Raw genomic sequence first — 16,540 nt, 5'->3', positions numbered from 1 at the left:
CTGGCGGCGTGGCGTGCTCGCGGGATCGTCAGGCTCCGCGACTCCACTGCCCCTGCGCCGCCAGCGCGTTCGCCCGTGCGCGCGACAGCACGGTGTCCTGCGCCTTGCCGATGTTGCCGGCCAGGTCCTGGGACCAGAGCTTCATCGCCGCCGACTGCATGGCCCGGCCGTACGAGAACGACAGCGGCCAGGGATGCGGACCCATGCGGTTCATCGCATCCAGGTGCGCGGTGGCAGCCTCGTCGTCCTGGCCGCCGGAGAGGAACACGATGCCCGGCAGGATCGCCGGAACGGTCGACTTCAGGCACATGAGGGTCGACTCGGCCACCTCGTCGATGCTGGCGACATCGTCGCTGCCGCTGCCCGGCACCACCATCGAGGCCTTGAGGATCGTGCCCTCGAGCGCGATGCTGTGCTGGTACAGCGCATCGAACAGCGAACGCAGTACGACCTCGTGCACCTCGTAGCTGGTCTCGATGTCGTGCTCGCCGTCCATCAGCACCTCGGGCTCGACCATCGGCACCAGGCCCTGTTCCTGGCACAGCGCGGCGTAGCGCGCCAGCGCGTGGCTGTTGGCGTCGATGCAGGTGCCCGACGGGATGTCATCGCCGATGCGGATCACCGCACGCCATTTGGCGAAGCGCGCGCCGAGCTTGTAGTACTCCTCCAGCCGCGCGCGCAGGCCGTCCAGACCCTCGGTCACCACCTCGCCCGGGCAGCCGGCGAGCGGCTGGGTGCCCTTGTCGACCTTGATCCCCGGGAGGATGCCGGAGTCGGCGAGCACGCGCGCGAACGGGACCCCGTCGCGGGTCGACTGGCGGATGGTCTCGTCGTACAGGATCGCGCCGCTGATGTGCTCGCCCAGCTGTGGCGTGGTGATCAGCAGTTCGCGGTAGGCGCGGCGGTTGGCCTCGCTGTTGGGAATGCCCACGTCGGCGAAGCGCCGCGCCAGCGTGGCGCTGGACTCGTCGATCGCGAGGATGCCCTTGCCGGCGGCGACCATCGCCTGCGCGGTCTCGGCGAGCGTTTCGATGCTCATGTCGGGGGAATTGGCCGGTGGGGAACCGCGGGAGTATAGCCCGCGGCCCTCCACGGCCCCGCTTGCCGCTGCGGCAGTTGACGCGCGCAGGGCGCGGGCGGCAGGGCCCGCCTGGCGCGATGCGCGGCTACAGCTCGCCCAGGCCCTCGGCGCGGCCATCCTCGCCGATCTGCAGCAGGCGCAGGGTGTTGGTCGCTCCGTGGGTTTCCATGTGTTCGCCGCTGGTGAACACCACCCGGTCGCCGGTCTCGAGCAGGCCCGCCTTGGCGAGCAGGCGGACGCTGCCGCGCGCGGCCTCGCGCGGCGTCTGGCCACGGCTGTCGTAGTCGATCGGGAACACGTCGCGCATCAGCGCCATGCGCCGGCGCGCGCCGCCGTGGCGCGAGAACGCGTAGATCGGCGCGCCGGAGCGGAAGCGCGACAGGTAGCGCGCGGTGCCGCCGGACTCGGTCATGGCCACGATCGCGCCCACGCCGATGTGCTCGCTCAGGAACATCGCCGCCATCGCGATCGCATGGTCGGCACGCTCGAGGTTGCGCTGCGCCTTCTCGAAATCGGTATCGACCGCGAACTGCCGCTCGGCCCCGGTGCAGATGCGGGCCATGGCCTCCACCGCGCGCACCGGGAAGGTGCCGGCGGCGGTCTCGGCCGAGAGCATCACCGCATCGGTGCCGTCGATCACCGCGTTGGCCACGTCGAGCACCTCGGCACGGGTCGGGATCGGCGATTCGACCATCGACTGCAGCATCTGGGTCGCGGTGATCACCACCTTGTTGCGCGCCAGCGACTCGCGGATGATCTTCTTCTGCAGGCCCGGCAGCTCGGCGTCGCCGATCTCCACGCCCAGGTCGCCGCGGGCGACCATCACCACGTCGCTGGCGTCGATCACTTCGGCCAGGTTCTCGATCGCCTCGGCGCGTTCGACCTTCGACACCAGCGCGGCATCGCAGCCGTGCGAGCGCGCGATCGAGCGTGCTTCCTCCATGTCGGCGGCGTTGCGGCAGAACGAGACGGCGATGAAGTCGACGCCGATCTGCGCGGCCACGCCGATCAGCTCCTTGTCGCGCTCGGTCAGCGCGCCCAGCGACAGGCCGCCACCGAGCTTGTTCAGGCCCTTGCGGTCGGACAGCACGCTGTCGTTGAGCACCGTGTTGACGATGCGCTGGCCCTCGATGCGCTCGACCTTGAGCTGGACCATGCCGTCGTCGAGCATCAGCACGTCGCCGGCCGACAGGTCGCCCGGCAGGCCGAGGTAGCTCACGCCCACCTCGTGCTGCGTGCCCGGAGGCGCGTCCTCGCTGGCCACCAGGTCGAAGCGGTCGCCGGTCTTGAGCGAGACCTTGCCCTCGGCGAAGCGCTCCACCCGGATCTTCGGCCCCGGCAGGTCGGCCAGGATGCCGACTTCCACCCCGACCCGCGCCGCGGCCTCGCGCACGGCCTGGGCGCGCGCCACCTGGCCGGCGGGATCGCCGTGCGAGAAGTTCAGGCGCACCACGTTCACGCCGGCGCGCAGGATGGCATCGAGTACCCCCGGCGGATCGGTGGCCGGGCCGAGGGTGGCGAGGATGCGGGTGCGGCGGCGGTGTTCGGACATTGGACGGGAACCGGTTGCAGACGTAAGGATCGCGGCGGCGGCGCCGCGCGAGGCCGCTATCCTAGCCCAGCCCGTCGGCGATATCGCACATGCCTGGCGACATCCATGCCCGTCTAGCCGCCCTGCCGGCGTTTCCCGCGCTGACGGGCGCGCGCGTGCGCCTGCGCGAACCACGCAGCGACGATGCGGATGCCGTGTTCGCGCTGTTCGCCGACCCCGCGGTGATGCGCTACTGGGGCAGCGCGCCCATGCGCTCGCGTATGCAGGCCGAAGGCAAACTGGAGGAGATGCGCGAGGCATTTGCGCGGCGCGAGGCGCTGGACTGGATCGTCGCCGATCGCCGCAGCGGCGCTGCACTCGGCACGTGCACCCTGTTCCGCTTCGACGCGCGCCACCGCCGCGCCGAGGTCGGCTACGCGCTGCACGCCTCGCGCTGGGGCCAGGGGCTCGCGACGGAGGCGGTCGCGCTGGCGCTGGACTGGAGCCTGCGCACGCTCGGCCTGCACCGGGTGGAGGCGGACATCGATCCGCGCAACGAAGCCTCGCGCCGGCTACTGCTGCGCCTGGGCTTTCGCAGCGAAGGCCTGCTGCGCCAACGCTTCTTCATCGGCGAAGACGCGACCGATTCGGAACTGTTCGGCCTGCTCGCGCAGGAGTGGCGCGGACGCGACCGCTGACGCACTGCGAGGCGTGACCGAGTCGGGCCTATCGGGGATCCGCGCGCGCGCGATGTGGCTCGATGTACCGTTTGCCCTCCCGATACAGCGCCAGCCGCGCGTGGAAACCGTCCGCGCCCGATTCATCACCGGCGGACTGGCCCGGGAGGGACTCGATGGCCTCCTGCTGCAGCTCAACGGCCCGGTCGTACTCTCCGACCGCAGCATGGCAGGCGGCCACGGTGTCGACCCATGTCGCCCGGTTGCCGTCTTCCAGCAGCGGCATCGCAATCTCACGTCCGCGCGCAGCGTCGAACAGCTCGGCCTCGGGCGCCGTGCACAACCCCCAGGCGAAGTTGTTGCGGGCCGTCGGATCGCCCGCCTCCGCGCCCTCGCGCCAGAGCTCCAGCCCACGCCGCCGGCTGTCGAGCGCGTTGTCGTGGCTGTAGAAATACCAGCCCCCGTATGCGACGTACGCGGCAGCGTAGGATCGTTCGATGGCATGCTCCAGCCATCGCTTGCCCTCGCTTTCGTTGCGGACGCCCAGTTCGCCCGTGAGCAGGGCATAACCCAGGCGCGCAGCCGAGGCGTCGTCTCCCTTTTCCGCATCAACTCTCAGCCAGGCATCGGCGCGGACCAGGTCCTTGTCCATCCCGCGGCCGGCGATCGCCATTTCCGCAAGTCGACGACGCGCCTCGGCGCTGTCCCCATGATCCGACAGGGCAACGTAGGTCTCCATGGCCTGCTGCACAGTGCCGTGCACACCGGGGCGCGCCTGCTCGTAGAGGCTGGCCAGCGCCAGAATCGAATCGACGTCTCCCGCCTGTGCAGCGCCCAGGAGCCAGCCTTCGGCCTGCGCCCATTGCCCGGCCATCAGGCTCTGGTGAGCGCGGTTGCGTGCCGCGAACGCACTTCCACCATGCGCACCGAGTTCGATCAACGCCATCGCCTCACGACGCTGTGTTTCCGTCGTGGCAGCCGCCAGAAGGGTCGAACCGACCGCGGCCTGCGCATTCGGGTCACCCGCATCGGAGGCCGACTTCATCCAGCCGTTCGCCGCCAGGGTTTCGCCCCGGCGGTGGTGGTAGTTCACCAGCAGGGCGTACCCTTTGCCGACCCCGTTGTTCGCCGGATCGGCCAGGGCCCGCAACTGCGCCGGCGCCAACTGCGGCGCGCCTTCTTCCGCCAGCGCCCACGCGGCGCCGATGACCGGAACGACGGGATCGCCTGTTTCCTGCGCTGCCTGCATTCTCCGAACCAGGAAGTCTGGCGGCGACTCGCGTGCCGCCAGTTGGGTCCACATCCCGGCCACCATCACGGTGCCCCCGCGGCCATGCCAGCGTCGGTCCGCGACGTCCAGCAGCGCCTCCGCCGACCGGGGATCGCGCTCGACCCCGACACCCAGGGCATAGGCGAGCGCCAGCAGCGCGGTATGCGCCGCATGTTCCTGTTCGGCATGGGGTAGCAGCGCATCCACCAGCCCGTCCGCACAGCCGTCCGCCGGCTGGAGCGCACACGTCAGGAGCCAGGTACTCGCGGACTGGATGCCGCCGGCGTCTGCGCCGGGCTTCAGTCGGTCGACGACGGCGGACGTCGCGCCGGCGAGGCGGAACGCCAAGACCGCCTGCATGTCGCGCGCCGATGCGTCATCGCCTTCCGCCAGGGATTCGACGAAGCCGTGGGCCAACTGCCGACGCTGGACCGGATAGCCGGAGAACGGATCTCCGCGGACGACACTGTTGGCCGTGTCGATGTAGTCGAACCAGAGATGACGCTCCACGCCCTTCGCGTCGTCCCAGACCGCGACGACGAGTGGATAGTGGCGCTGGGGCTCGACACTGGCGAAGTACTCGTAGCGGAACTCCAGGCCGGCGGATGCCAGCAACGCATAGACGTCGGCCGGTCCCAGCACGCGCGCAGGTTCGGGGCCGAAGCCTTCCCTGCTGGTGGACAGCGCCAGACGCGAAAGTGCGCCCGTCGCCAGCATCGCCTCTTCGGCGGAGGCATCGTCGCCCAGCGCCTCGGCGCACAACATGCGCGCCCGATGCAGCGCGATGCTGACCGGCGCCCGAAGGATGGCCGCCGCCAGGGCAACCTCATGCTGCCGGCACCCATCGGGATCCACGCCGGCTTGGCTGTACCCGACCGCACCAAGCGCATCGTAGGCGTCGTACGCGTCGGCATAGGCGGGATCGGACAGGAACCTGTTCCAGGCCGCCTCGGGCGCCGCGATCACGTCGCGCGCCTCCAGCGGTCGTTCGTCGGCCGTCGCCGGCCAGGCGCATGCCAGCAGCGACAGGAAGGCGGCGATGCGGATCATGCCGGTGCTCATTGTTCGGTCTCCCCGTCGACGGCATTGCGCAGGAGCTGCTGCAGGCGCCGTTGCCGATCGTCGGCGGCCGTGGCCGCAGGCACGCGGAAACGAAGCGTTGCGGACAGCTCGTCCTGCAGCTTCCTCAACTCTCCCAGATGCGCCGCGGCAGCGGCCCCCTCCACCTCTTGCTGTTTGACCAGCAGCGTGTAGTCGACGCGCGCCCGGCTGCCGGCGATATCCACGTTGCGCGTGTAATCGAACGACGGAACCGAGGCCTGCCGCTGCTCCTTGCCGAAGGTCGCCCTCCATCCCTCGGGAACCTCCACTTCGATCTCATGGCGGTACCGGCCGGGCACCGCATAATCAAGCGGCGAGGTGCGCGCCATCGAAGCGGGGAGCTGGGCCAGTTCGTGCAGCGTCTCGGCGTAGACGTCGAGCGCCTTCACCGCGCCTGGCTCCGTGTCGAACGGCTGCGTGAGCAGGTATTCCTCCGTGACGCGGAGCTCGTTGGCGTGGCGATCGTCGCGGAGGACCGGCAACGACACCACCTCCACCTCCCCGAGACGGCGCCGGTAGTAATCCGAATAGCGGCGCGCCAGATCCTCGGGCCGTTCGCTGGCCAGGGTGCGGCGACGGGAGTCGGCGTGGTGTCCCCGGTAGACCGTGTCGATCGCGAAGCCCACCTGGCGGCCATCGGGACCGGTTGTGTAGCGTTCGACGACCGAGACCCCGTTACGCGCGGCGACGCCCTCGGGCGGCAGGATCGGCTCAATCCGGGCGGGCCCCTGCGCCACCGGCAGCGCGACGCCGTACGGACTCAGGTCGTAGTCGCCCGCCCGACCTCCCTGCAGGGTGATGGTGGGGTCCAGCCACAACACCTCGCCACCGTCCTCGACCCGTGCGATCACGTGGTCGAACACGGACGCGGACGGAGCGAAACCGGTCACCGCCCTGCCGCGATCGGTACTCACCAGCGCAGGCACGGCCCGGACGCCGAGTTCCGAGAGCAGGCTCACCAGCAGGTATACCTTGTCCTTGCAATCTCCGTAGCGACGCCGCCAGGTTTCTCCCGGAGGCGTCGGACGGTGGGTGTTCTCTCCCATCTCGACGCCGAAATACCGGATGTCGTCCTGCACCAGCCGCAACGCCGCCGTGATGCGCGCGCGCGTGTCCGGCAAGCGCCGCCATTCGGCCAGCATCTGCTCGAGATCGGCAGGCAGCCGATCCACGCGCGGATACAGCGGAATCGCCCATGCCACCACGTCTTCCCACGAACGGGCCCGGCTGACCTGCGCCAACGGGTATGGCTGGTACCACGCCGGGTACTGGCCGTCATCCACCACCAGCGGCAGTGCGTTCGCCTCGAGACGTATCTCGACCGCGTCCGCGCGCTCCCGGATCACCGCCTCGGGCGCGCCATTCTCGCGATGGATCCGCGGCGTGGCGCCTGGGTCCATCAGGACACGCAGGCTCGCGCGCAACATCGGATGCTGCCAGCCGAACCTGATCCAGTCCGAGCCCTGCCCGGCCAGTACCGGGTTGCTGCCGGCGATGCTGTAGGCGATCCGCACCATGTCCCGCGGGCGCACGTCGTCCAGGACGATGAGTGCGGTGACCGCGCCGTCCGCCAGATCCTGCTCGAAGCCATCCTCGCGCCGGGCCAACGAGATTCGCTCGGGCGACAGGCGGTCGAGCCATCCGCCATCGCGCCGCAACCTGACCTCATGGATCGTCAGCTGCTGGTAGCCGGGATTGAAGCTGACCTGGAAGCGGCCAGCGTCACCGACCAGGGACGCACCCCGCACTTCGTACGCGTAGTCGATGAACAACCGGTCGCGGCCCGCGCGCCGGTCCGCCTGTACGTCGTAGAGCCAGTAGCGCCATCGTTCGTCTTCCGACCCCGGCGCATCCGCGGGCCACTGCGGCGGCGGTGTCGCACGCTCCACGAACTCCGGCACCGGCCCGGTGCCGAAACTGTACTCGCCGCGTTCGTGTTCGACCACGGTCCCCTGCGCCGTTCCTGCCAGCAGGAACAGCACCCACACCATCGTCCGCATCCCCATTGTCGCCCCACCGGTGTCCCCACCGGGAAAGGTACACCAGCGGGGCGGGTGAGGTGCAGCCCTCGGATCAGCCGCGCGCTTCGAGCGCCGACACCGCCGGCAGGGTCTTGCCTTCGAGGAACTCGAGGAACGCGCCGCCACCGGTGGAGATGTACGACACGTCGCCGGCGATGCCGTACTTGTCCACCGCCGCCAGGGTGTCTCCGCCTCCCGCAATCGAGAAGGCGGCCGAGCCGGCGATCGCGCGCGCCAGCGTTTCGGTGCCCTTGCCGAAGGCGTCGAACTCGAACACGCCCACCGGGCCGTTCCAGACCACCGTGCCCGCCTGGCCGATCATGGCCGCGTAGCGGGCGGCGGTGTCGGGGCCGATGTCGAGGATCAGGTCGTCGTCGGCGACGTCCGCCACCGCCTTCACCGTGGCCTCGGCGTCGGGATGGAACTGCGTGGCCACCACCACGTCGGTCGGGACCGGGATGTCGGCGCCGCGCGCCTTCGCATCGGCCATGATCTGCTTCGCGGTGTCGAGCAGGTCGGGCTCGTGCAGCGACTTGCCCACCGGCAGGCCCTGGGCGGCGATGAAGGTGTTGGCGATGCCGCCGCCGACGATCAGCTGGTCGACCTTGCCCACCAGGTTCGACAGCAGTTCGAGCTTGGTCGAGACCTTGCTGCCGGCCACGATCGCCAGCAGCGGACGGGCGGGCTTGTCGAGCGCCTTGGCGAGTGCGTCGAGCTCGGCCATCAGCAGCGGGCCGCCTGCAGCCTGCTTCGCGAACCGGATCACGCCGTGGGTCGAGGCCTGCGCGCGGTGCGCGGTACCGAAGGCGTCCATCACGAACACGTCGCACAGCGCGGCGTACTTCTTCGCCAGGTCCTCGCTGTCCTTGCCCTCGCCCGGGTTCATGCGGCAGTTCTCGAGCAGCACGATGCCGCCGCGTTCGAGCTCCACGCCGTCGACCCAGTCGCGCACCAGCGGCACCTCGCGTCCGAGCAGTTCGCCCAGGCGCCCCGCCACCGGTGCCAGCGAGTTCTCCTCGCTCCACTCGCCTTCCTTCGGCCGGCCCAGGTGCGACATCACCATGACCGTCGCGCCACGCTCGAGCGCGAGGCGAAGCGTCGGCAGCGACGCGGTGATGCGCTGTTCGGACGTGATCCTGCCGTCTTCGATCGGCACGTTGAGATCCTGGCGGATCAGCACGCGCTGGCCGGACAGGTCGAGGTCGGTCATGCGGAGGATGGTCATGGGCACGGTTCGCAGGCGGGACGTCGGCGTTCATTGTCGGCGCGCCGCGCGCGACAGGCAAACGTTGCGCCTGCCACCATCACCCTCATGTGCGCGGTGTTCGCAACAGGCTGGCGGAGAACCAGGCGACCAGCAGCGCGCCCGCGACCAGCAGGCTCCACAGCAGCCACGCGCGCCAGTCGCGCGCCGGCCGCAACGCCGCCTCGCCCGCGAGCGGTGCCGGCGGGCCGAGTGTCGCCCGCGGTGGCTGCCAGTCCTCGCCGCGGGTGGTGCGGATGGCGGCCAGCGACTGCGCCACCGGCGAGCCTGCGCGCGAGGTCCGCGCACTGCCCGCGACCAGCCGATAGGGCGGCGCGTCACCGGCGACGAACACCAGCATTTCCGGGTGCCAGCCAAGACGCAGTACCGGCGCGGCGGCCTGCGTGTCGGCGGCCACGAGCCTCCAGTGGCGGTCGCGTACCGCCGCGGCGAGCCGCTGCGGCGGCGAACGCTGGTCGCGGCCGATGGAATAGGCCACCCAGGGCCCGGCGCGGCGCACCCACGCCGCATCGCTCGACTCGCGGCTGTAGAGCGTCCACTCGCCGGTGCCGCTGCCAGGAAGCGCGAGATCCACATGATCGACCGGAAACCGCCCGTCGAGCAGATAGACGAATTCCGTCCGGGCCGTCCCTCCGCTGGGCTGGGCGTCCAGTTCACGCCATTGCGGCGCAGGCGACGGTGCGGAACCGACTGCCAGTTCCGCCTCCACCCGCGTCAGGACCAGGCCTTCCGCACCGGTCAGCGGTACCAGGCGCAGGTAACGCGCCGAGGCCTCGACCGGCACGCGCGGCTGGCGCAGGCGCTGCCCGCCACGCGCCAGGTCGAGCAGCACGACGCGTGGCTGCAGCACGCGCCACTCGCGCAGATCGTCGCTGCCCTCGATCCGGTAGGCCGCCTCGAACGGGTCGCGCGCTCCGGTCCAGTCGACGACGAGGGCCGCGATGGATGCTTCGACCGCGCTGGCGTCCACCAGCCAGCCAGTGGCGACGGGCGCAGCGGCCGTCGCGGCGGATGCCTGCGCCTGGACCCGCAGGACGCTGCCATCGCCAGCCCGTTCCACGGCCAGCGCCAGATCGGCCGGCGCGCCGACCGTGGCGGCAGGAAGCGCGAACCAGGGCGCCGGCACCCGCTCCGGCGCCGCGGCCCCGGGGCGCTCGGGCGCGAACAGCTGCGCGGCCACCGGCTGCCCGCGCGCATCCACGATGTCGACATCGTCCAGCCACGGCGAGCGCGCCGTGGCGTAGACACCCGCATCGAGCGACACGCGGTACATGCCCGCATTGCCGTCCGGGACCGCGAGCGGCCACTGGGTCTGGTAATCGGCACCCGCTGACGCGAACGCGACCCCCGCCAGCACCACCAGGCCCAGCCATCCCGGCGCGCGCCTCATGCCGCCGCTCCCTGCGGCGCGCTCACCGCGCGCGGCGGGGCCGGCGCGAAGTAACCCACCAGCGTGCAGAGCAGGCCGTAGGCGATGAACGAGCCGATGCCGAGCAGGTCGCCCAGGTGCTGGCGATCGATCAACACCAGTTTGGCCAGCACCACACCCATCAGCACCGCGCCCGCCAGCCACAGCATGCGCTGGCCGCGCCGCGAACCGGCGATCCAGCCGATCACGCCCAGCAGGCTCCAGACCACGGTCAGGCTGGTCTGGGCCAGCGTGTCGTCCATCATGCCGGCGTCCCAAGGCACGCCGCCCCAGTGATGCACGGCGCGCAGCGTGACCTGGGTGATCCACGCGAAGCCCGCCATCGACAGCAGCGGCACGCGCAGCAATGCCAGCGCACGCGGCGCCATGTGCGACCACAGCCAGCGCACCAGCAGCACCAGCACCAGCAGCTGTCCCATCTCCAGCGGATTGAACAGCGGCAGCCACGGCAGCGGCGCGGCATCGCCCGCGGCGAACTGGGTGCCCAACCACCACAGCGCGAGCAGCGCGAACACCACCAGTTGCAGCGGCAGGCGCAAGGCATCGAACGATTCGCCACGCGGCGTGCGCAGCGCCGGCCAGCGCCACATCGAGGCCGCCACCAGCGCCACCCACGGCAACGCCACCGCCGTCAGCCCCCAGCCCGCGGCCAGATCGACGACTCCGGCCAGCCAGCCGGCGAACAGCGCGAGCACGGTGGGCCAGACCAGCCACCAGACGAACTGGGTCCAGTCGCCGATCCGGTCCGTGTCGCCGCGCAGGCACAGCAGGCTGCGCACGCCGCACACCGCGAACGCGAGCCAGGCCCACAGACCCGTGCCTTCGAACGGATGCGCATGCACCGCGGTCTGCGCCAGCGCGAACGGGATCGCCGAAGCCAGTGCCAGCAGCGCAGTCGCGGCCAGCGCGCGCGCCCGGCGCAGGCGATGCACCTCGGCCGCGAGCCAGCCGGTCAGTGCGCTGGCCGCCAGCATGGCGTCGACCTGTGCCGGCCCGGCCACGAACCCCACGATTTCCTGGTGCAGGTTGCCGCACCACCACAACAGGCCCCACAGGTAGTACGCCATTGCGATGCGCATGTTCCCCGCATCGCGATAGCTCCACGCGCTCGCGAACCCGGCGAGCGCGATCAGCAGCGCCCCCATGAAGACCGGGTTGGCGAGTGCCTGCACGTCCGCTGCCGGCGCTGCCGACATGCCGATCGCGTACGCGCCCGCGGCCGCCAGCTGCAGTCCGAGGCCGGCCAGTTGCGGCAGGAGCCGTCCCTGCCGCAGGCCGAGCCACGCCAGGGCGGCCCCTTCCAGCGCGAACACGCTGGCGGTCGCGTTCGCCGACAGCGCCAGCGGCACCGACAGCGTGGCGAAGCCGATCGCCAGCAGTGCGTGCGCCTGCGCCAGCAGCGCGTAGCCGTCGCGCCGCCGCAGGGTCCACGCCAGCGCCGCATACACCGCTGCCAACGCCAGCGCGCACAGCGCCAGCGGCATGCGCGCGCCCTCGAGCAGCGCCGCCTGCAGCGAGAACGCCACCAGTGGCGTCCCGAACAGCAGGCAGCCGTCGATGAGGTCGCGGCGGCTGGCCGGGCGGCGCCGCGCGTACAGGATCGGCAGCAGCAGGTAGAACACGAAGAACAGCACCAGGAACGGCTGCGTGCTGGCCTGCTTGTCCGGCGTGTAGGCGAGCACGCCCCAGGCGACGCCGATGCCCCAGGTGAAGGCGAAGCCGAGCAGGTTGAGCACCCGCCACGACTTCATCCAGGCGATGGCGAAGATCGCCGCGTTGAGCAGCGCGTAGTACGAGAACAGCGCCACGTGATTGCCGCTGCCGGTCGACAGCCAGATCGGCGCCAGAAAGCCGGCGAGGATGCCCAGCACCGCCAGCGTGCGCGAGTCCTGCAACACCGCGAGCACGCCCAGCCCGGCCACGAGCACGACGCTGAGCGCGAACGCCACTGCGGCGGGCAGCAGCCCGTAGAGCTTGAACGCGGCGAACACCACCAGCAGCAGCACCCCGATCGCCCCGCCCTGCAGGGCCAGCGCGAACGCCGGCTTGTCGATGCGCTTGCGCCAGCCGAACACCAGCCCGGCCACTGCCGCCGCCGACACGCCGGCCAGCCGCAGCTCGATCGGCAGCTGCAGCCATCCCTGGTCGTTGGCGTACTTGAGCAGCGCGCCGACGCCCGCCAGCAGCACCAGCATGCCGACCTTCACCGGCACGTTGCCGACGGTGAACCAGCGCTGCACCGCGCGGACGAATGCGCCCGCGAAGTCGCGCGGCGGGGGAGTGCGCGGCGGCGGCGGCGAAAGCGGCCCGGACCCCGCGGCGTCGCGCGAGGGCAGCGGGGGCGGTAGCGGCGTGGACGGACGCTGTCCCCGCGCGCCGGCGGGCGCGGCATCGGCCAGCCTCGCTTCGCCCGCGCCAGCTTGGACGCCTGTGTCCGGCCCCTGGACCTCCGACGACGCGACCTGCGGCGCGGCGGCGCCAGTCGCGCCGACCACCGGCTCCGGGGGGCCGCCCGGTATCGCCGTGTCCGCCGCGACCGCAGACGGCCGGTCCGATACCGGTGCCGGCTGCATCCAGGGTTCGGTCACCGATGCCTCGCGCACCTCGCGCGCGGCGGGGGACGGCGCAACGCCGGTGCGCAGTTGCCCGACCGCGTCCTCCAGCTCGGCCACGCGGCGCTTGAGCCCGCCGATCGACACCAGCGCCACCACCACCAGCACCGGGAGGGCCAGCACCGCCAGCCCCAGCAGGACCAGGAATCCTTCCATCGCGTCATCCCCTTCGGCGCCCGAGCGGACGCATTGCCGGCCACCTTAGCCGGGCGGCCCCCGAAAACAAGAAGCCCCGCACGGGCGGGGCTTCGGGTATCGCGGATGGCTACCGCCGGCTTACTTGCCGGCGACCACGCGCACCATTTCCAGGCACTTGTTCGAATAGCCCCACTCGTTGTCGTACCAGGCCACCAGCTTGACGAAGGTGGGGTCGAGCGCGATGCCGGCATCGGCGTCGAACACCGAGGTGCAGGTTTCGCCGACGAAGTCGGTGGCCACCACCTTGTCCTCGGTGTAGCCGAGGATGCCCTTGAGCGCGCCTTCGCTCTGGGCCTTCATCTCGGCCTTGATCTCGTCGTAGCTGGCCGGGTTCTCGAGTTCCGCGGTCAGGTCGACCACCGACACGTCCGAGGTCGGCACGCGGAAGCTCATGCCGGTGAGCTTCTTGTTGAGTTCGGGAATCACCACGCCGACGGCCTTGGCCGCACCGGTGCTGGACGGAATGATGTTCTCGAGGATGCCGCGGCCGCCGCGCCAGTCCTTGTTGCTCGGGCCGTCGACCGTCTTCTGGGTGGCGGTGGCCGCGTGCACGGTCGTCATCAGGCCGCGCTTGATGCCCCACTTGTCGTTGAGCACCTTGGCCAGCGGCGCCAGGCAGTTGGTGGTGCACGAGGCGTTGGAGATGATCGCCTCGCCCTTGTAGGTCTTGTCGTTCACGCCGAAGACGAACATCGGCGTGTCGTCCTTCGACGGCGCGGACAGGATGACCTTCTTCGCGCCGGCATCGAGGTGCTTCTGCGCGGTGGTCTTGTCGAGAAACAGGCCGGTGGACTCGATCACCACCTCGGCGCCCACTTCGTCCCACTTGAGGTTGGCCGGGTCGCGCTCCTGGGTCAGGCGGATGCGGTTGCCGTTGACCACCAGGGTGCCGCCGTCGATCGAGACCTCGCCCTTGAAGCGGCCGTGCACCGAGTCGTAGCGCAGCATGTAGGCCAGGTATTCGGGTTCGAGCAGGTCGTTGATGGCGACGATCTGGATGTCGTCGAAGTTCTGGACCGCCGAACGCAGCACGTTGCGGCCGATGCGGCCGAACCCGTTGATGCCTACCTTGATCGCCATGGTGCGCGGACTCCCGGACAGGGTTGGAAAGAGCGTCGATTCTAGCAGCACCCGCATGACCGACCCGTGCCACCGCTGGCACGCTGCGGTGGTTGCGATTGCAATGATCCGGATCAAGGAGGCGCCGCCGCGCGGGTTCCAGACTGCGTGCAGACCCCACACGGAACCCGTGCCATGACCCGCACCCCCGCGCTCCTGCTCGCGGCCCTCGCCGCCGCCCTCGCCCTGCCCGCCGCCGCCCAGTCCCGCGGCGACTGGACCCTCGGCATCGGTGCCCACAACGTGGCCCCGAAGTCCGACAACGGCCGCCTCGACGCCACCGCCCTGGGCCTGGGCCCGCTGCCGCCGACCGAGGTGGGCAGCAGCGTGCGCCCGACCATCACCGCGGAGTACTTCGTCCGCGACAACCTCGGCATCGAGGTGCTCGCCTCGCTGCCGTTCCAGCACGACATCGACATCCGCGGCGTGGGCCGCGTGGGCAGCGCGAAACACCTGCCGCCCACCGTCTCGCTGCAATACCACTTCGCCAATGCCAGCCGGGCCACGCCGTTCCTGGGCGTGGGCCTGAACTACACCACCTTCTTCAGCGAGGAGACCACCGGCCCGCTCGCCGGCACCGACCTGTCGCTGGACGCCTCCTGGGGCCTGGCCGCGCACGCCGGCATCGACTTCGCCGTGGGCGCGCGCAGCGCGATCCGCCTGGACGCGCGCTGGATCGACATCGATGCCGACGTGGAGGTGAACGGCGTCGACGTGGGCACGGCCGAGATCGACCCGCTGGTCTACGGCGCGGCGTGGGTGGTGAAGTTCTGAGCGAGACGCGGCGTGAGGCACGACCGGCGCCGTAGTGCGCCGTGCGTGACAAACGCTCAATGTCCCAAGGTCGATATCCCGAGGTCCGGGTTCCAAGGTCTCATGGTCCTGACGTCACAAGGTCACAAGATCTCGAAACGCCACAGGGCCATCAGGCGATCGAGTGGCAAGTCGGCGGGATGACGCAGTGACGCACCTGCCGAAGACGTTCCTTCCCCCGCTTGGCGGGGCATTGCGCCCGTCACGGGTGGAAGGTGCCGAAGGCGGATGGGGGCGAGGCGAGCGCCATGCGAGCGGATCGCCAGGCGAGCGCCGCCGACACATCCGACCGGACCATCCTGACGCACCACCGCTCCCGGTTTCCCCCGCCCATGGCGGCGAAGCCGCATCCAGGCGACGCGCTTCCTGAGCCGACCGCGCTCGGCGGTAAAGGCTCCGAAGGCGGTTCGTGGCAACACGGGCGCGACATACCCCGCCCGGCCAACGCCGCGAGTGGCGCGCCCCGGCGCCCGCGTCTCACACCCATGTCGCCTGGCGAACGCAGTGCTTCGGTAGACTGCCCGCCATGCAACGTTTCCCTGCCGCACTCGTTCTCGCGCTCCTGATCGCCTGCGCCCCTGCCGCCCACGCCTGGGGCCCGCTCGGCCACCGCCTGGTGGCGCGCCTGGCCGAACCGCAACTCACCCCCGCCGCGCACGCCGAGGTGCAGCGCCTGCTGGCCACCGAAGGGCTGCACTCGCTGGCCGACGTGGCCAACTGGGCCGACGACGTGCGCGCCAACGACCCCGACCTGGGCAAACGCTCGGCCAAGTGGCACTACGTGAACCTCGGCGAGCTGGGCTGCCGCTACGACGCCCCGGCCGCCTGCCCCAGGGGCGACTGCGCGGTGGAGGCGATCCGCGCCCAGGCTGCGATCCTGGCCGACCGCAGCCGCAGCGATGCCGAGCGCCTGCAGGCGCTGAAGTTCCTGGTCCATTTCGTGGGCGACATCCACCAGCCCATGCACGCCGGCAACGCCCGCGACCGCGGCGGCAACACGGTGCAGGTACAGCTCCACGGCAAGGGCACCAACCTGCACCGGGTGTGGGACGGCGAACTGCTCAAGTCCGCGGGGTTGGACGAAGAGGGCTACGTACGCAAGCTGGCCGCCACGCCTGTAAAGCGCCCGGTGGGCGGGCCCGCCGTGACCGCGGCGGACGCGGATCATTGGGCCGAAGCGTCCTGCCGGATCGCCATGGCGCCGGGCGTGGTGCCACCGCGCGCGAAGCTCGACGCGCGCTATCTCGCCACGCATACGCCGACGGCGGAAGCGCAGGTGCGGCTGGCTGGGGCGCGGTTGGCGGTACTGATCGATGACGCATTGGTCCCCGCGCGCGGGGCCCCTCACGCTGGATCGAAGCAGGATCGTTAGTCCGTCCGGTCGGCGACGTCGCGAGGAACCGCTCCCGAATCCGGTTCTACCG

Annotated in this window: 11 protein-coding genes; 3 read left to right on the top strand and 8 right to left on the bottom strand. The window is 70.9% G+C overall.

Annotated elements, in window-relative coordinates; all coding sequences use genetic code 11:
• Nucleotides 1-28 precede the first annotated feature (28 nt).
• Nucleotides 29-1,039 carry a class I fructose-bisphosphate aldolase gene (locus QFW81_RS11720; RefSeq protein WP_280578956.1) on the bottom strand — a complete coding sequence of 337 codons (1,011 nt, stop codon included), beginning with the start codon at nt 1,037-1,039 and terminating at the stop codon, nt 29-31.
• A 127-nt stretch (nt 1,040-1,166) separates the two neighbouring features.
• The gene (pyk, locus tag QFW81_RS11715; protein ID WP_280578955.1) at nt 1,167-2,633 is read right to left on the bottom strand and encodes a pyruvate kinase; all 1,467 of its coding nucleotides are present in this window, start codon (nt 2,631-2,633) and stop codon (nt 1,167-1,169) included.
• Between the two features lie 89 nt (nt 2,634-2,722).
• On the opposite strand from pyk, the gene QFW81_RS11710 reads away from it, so the two are divergent.
• A complete protein-coding gene (locus QFW81_RS11710) occupies nt 2,723-3,310 on the top strand; it encodes a GNAT family N-acetyltransferase (RefSeq protein WP_280578954.1) in 588 nt (195 codons plus the stop codon).
• 28 nt (nt 3,311-3,338) lie between these two features.
• Here QFW81_RS11710 and QFW81_RS11705 read toward each other — a convergent pair whose 3' ends face one another.
• The 6 genes from QFW81_RS11705 to gap all read right to left on the bottom strand — a co-directional run bounded on the left by QFW81_RS11705 (nt 3,339) and on the right by gap (nt 14,264).
• Complete coding sequence (locus QFW81_RS11705; RefSeq protein ID WP_280578953.1) at nt 3,339-5,621, bottom strand: tetratricopeptide repeat protein; 2,283 nt, start codon at nt 5,619-5,621, stop codon at nt 3,339-3,341.
• Complete coding sequence (locus QFW81_RS11700; protein WP_280578952.1) at nt 5,618-7,651, bottom strand: DUF3857 domain-containing transglutaminase family protein; 2,034 nt, start codon at nt 7,649-7,651, stop codon at nt 5,618-5,620. Before QFW81_RS11700 ends, QFW81_RS11705 begins: the two co-directional genes overlap by 4 nt.
• An 82-nt stretch (nt 7,652-7,733) precedes the next feature.
• Nucleotides 7,734-8,906, bottom strand: a complete 1,173-nt coding sequence (locus tag QFW81_RS11695) for a phosphoglycerate kinase (RefSeq protein WP_280578951.1) — start codon at nt 8,904-8,906, stop codon at nt 7,734-7,736.
• 85 nt (nt 8,907-8,991) lie between these two features.
• Complete coding sequence (locus QFW81_RS11690; protein ID WP_280578950.1) at nt 8,992-10,335, bottom strand: DUF3999 domain-containing protein; 1,344 nt, start codon at nt 10,333-10,335, stop codon at nt 8,992-8,994.
• Nucleotides 10,332-13,142 (bottom strand): DUF2339 domain-containing protein, encoded by a 2,811-nt coding sequence (locus QFW81_RS11685; RefSeq protein WP_280578949.1) that lies wholly within the window; start codon nt 13,140-13,142, stop codon nt 10,332-10,334. The genes QFW81_RS11690 and QFW81_RS11685 overlap by 4 nt, the downstream gene beginning before the upstream one ends.
• Before the next feature lie 120 nt (nt 13,143-13,262).
• Nucleotides 13,263-14,264: a type I glyceraldehyde-3-phosphate dehydrogenase gene (gene gap, locus QFW81_RS11680; protein ID WP_280578948.1), complete on the bottom strand. Its 1,002-nt coding sequence runs from the start codon at nt 14,262-14,264 to the stop codon at nt 13,263-13,265.
• A 174-nt stretch (nt 14,265-14,438) separates the two neighbouring features.
• Here gap and QFW81_RS11675 point away from each other — a divergent pair, with 174 nt between their 5' ends.
• Together QFW81_RS11675 and QFW81_RS11670 are read left to right on the top strand one after the other, a co-directional pair.
• Nucleotides 14,439-15,077 (top strand): OmpW/AlkL family protein, encoded by a 639-nt coding sequence (locus QFW81_RS11675; RefSeq protein ID WP_280578947.1) that lies wholly within the window; start codon nt 14,439-14,441, stop codon nt 15,075-15,077.
• Nucleotides 15,078-15,642: 565 nt separating this feature from the next.
• Nucleotides 15,643-16,488, top strand: a complete 846-nt coding sequence (locus QFW81_RS11670) for a S1/P1 nuclease (RefSeq protein ID WP_280578946.1) — start codon at nt 15,643-15,645, stop codon at nt 16,486-16,488.
• The last annotated feature ends 52 nt before the right edge of the window (nt 16,489-16,540 follow it).

This window comes from Luteimonas kalidii (genome assembly GCF_029887935.1).
Lineage (GTDB): Bacteria > Pseudomonadota > Gammaproteobacteria > Xanthomonadales > Xanthomonadaceae > Luteimonas > Luteimonas kalidii.
Note: the sequence above shows the minus strand (reverse complement) of the source record. Positions and strands in the feature narration are given on the sequence as shown.

What these genes read in the sequence shown, in the direction of transcription:
- QFW81_RS11675 (WP_280578947.1), top strand. Translation starts at nt 14,439, where the DNA reads ATGACCCGCACCCCCGCGCTCCTGCTCGCGGCCCTCGCCGCCGCCCTC.
- QFW81_RS11720 (WP_280578956.1), bottom strand. Translation starts at nt 1,039, where the DNA reads ATGAGCATCGAAACGCTCGCCGAGACCGCGCAGGCGATGGTCGCCGCC.
- QFW81_RS11700 (WP_280578952.1), bottom strand. Translation starts at nt 7,651, where the DNA reads ATGGTGTGGGTGCTGTTCCTGCTGGCAGGAACGGCGCAGGGGACCGTG.
- gap (WP_280578948.1), bottom strand. Translation starts at nt 14,264, where the DNA reads ATGGCGATCAAGGTAGGCATCAACGGGTTCGGCCGCATCGGCCGCAAC.
- QFW81_RS11710 (WP_280578954.1), top strand. Translation starts at nt 2,723, where the DNA reads ATGCCTGGCGACATCCATGCCCGTCTAGCCGCCCTGCCGGCGTTTCCC.
- QFW81_RS11685 (WP_280578949.1), bottom strand. Translation starts at nt 13,142, where the DNA reads ATGGAAGGATTCCTGGTCCTGCTGGGGCTGGCGGTGCTGGCCCTCCCG.
- QFW81_RS11695 (WP_280578951.1), bottom strand. Translation starts at nt 8,906, where the DNA reads ATGACCATCCTCCGCATGACCGACCTCGACCTGTCCGGCCAGCGCGTG.
- QFW81_RS11705 (WP_280578953.1), bottom strand. Translation starts at nt 5,621, where the DNA reads ATGAGCACCGGCATGATCCGCATCGCCGCCTTCCTGTCGCTGCTGGCA.
- QFW81_RS11670 (WP_280578946.1), top strand. Translation starts at nt 15,643, where the DNA reads ATGCAACGTTTCCCTGCCGCACTCGTTCTCGCGCTCCTGATCGCCTGC.
- QFW81_RS11690 (WP_280578950.1), bottom strand. Translation starts at nt 10,335, where the DNA reads ATGAGGCGCGCGCCGGGATGGCTGGGCCTGGTGGTGCTGGCGGGGGTC.
- pyk (WP_280578955.1), bottom strand. Translation starts at nt 2,633, where the DNA reads ATGTCCGAACACCGCCGCCGCACCCGCATCCTCGCCACCCTCGGCCCG.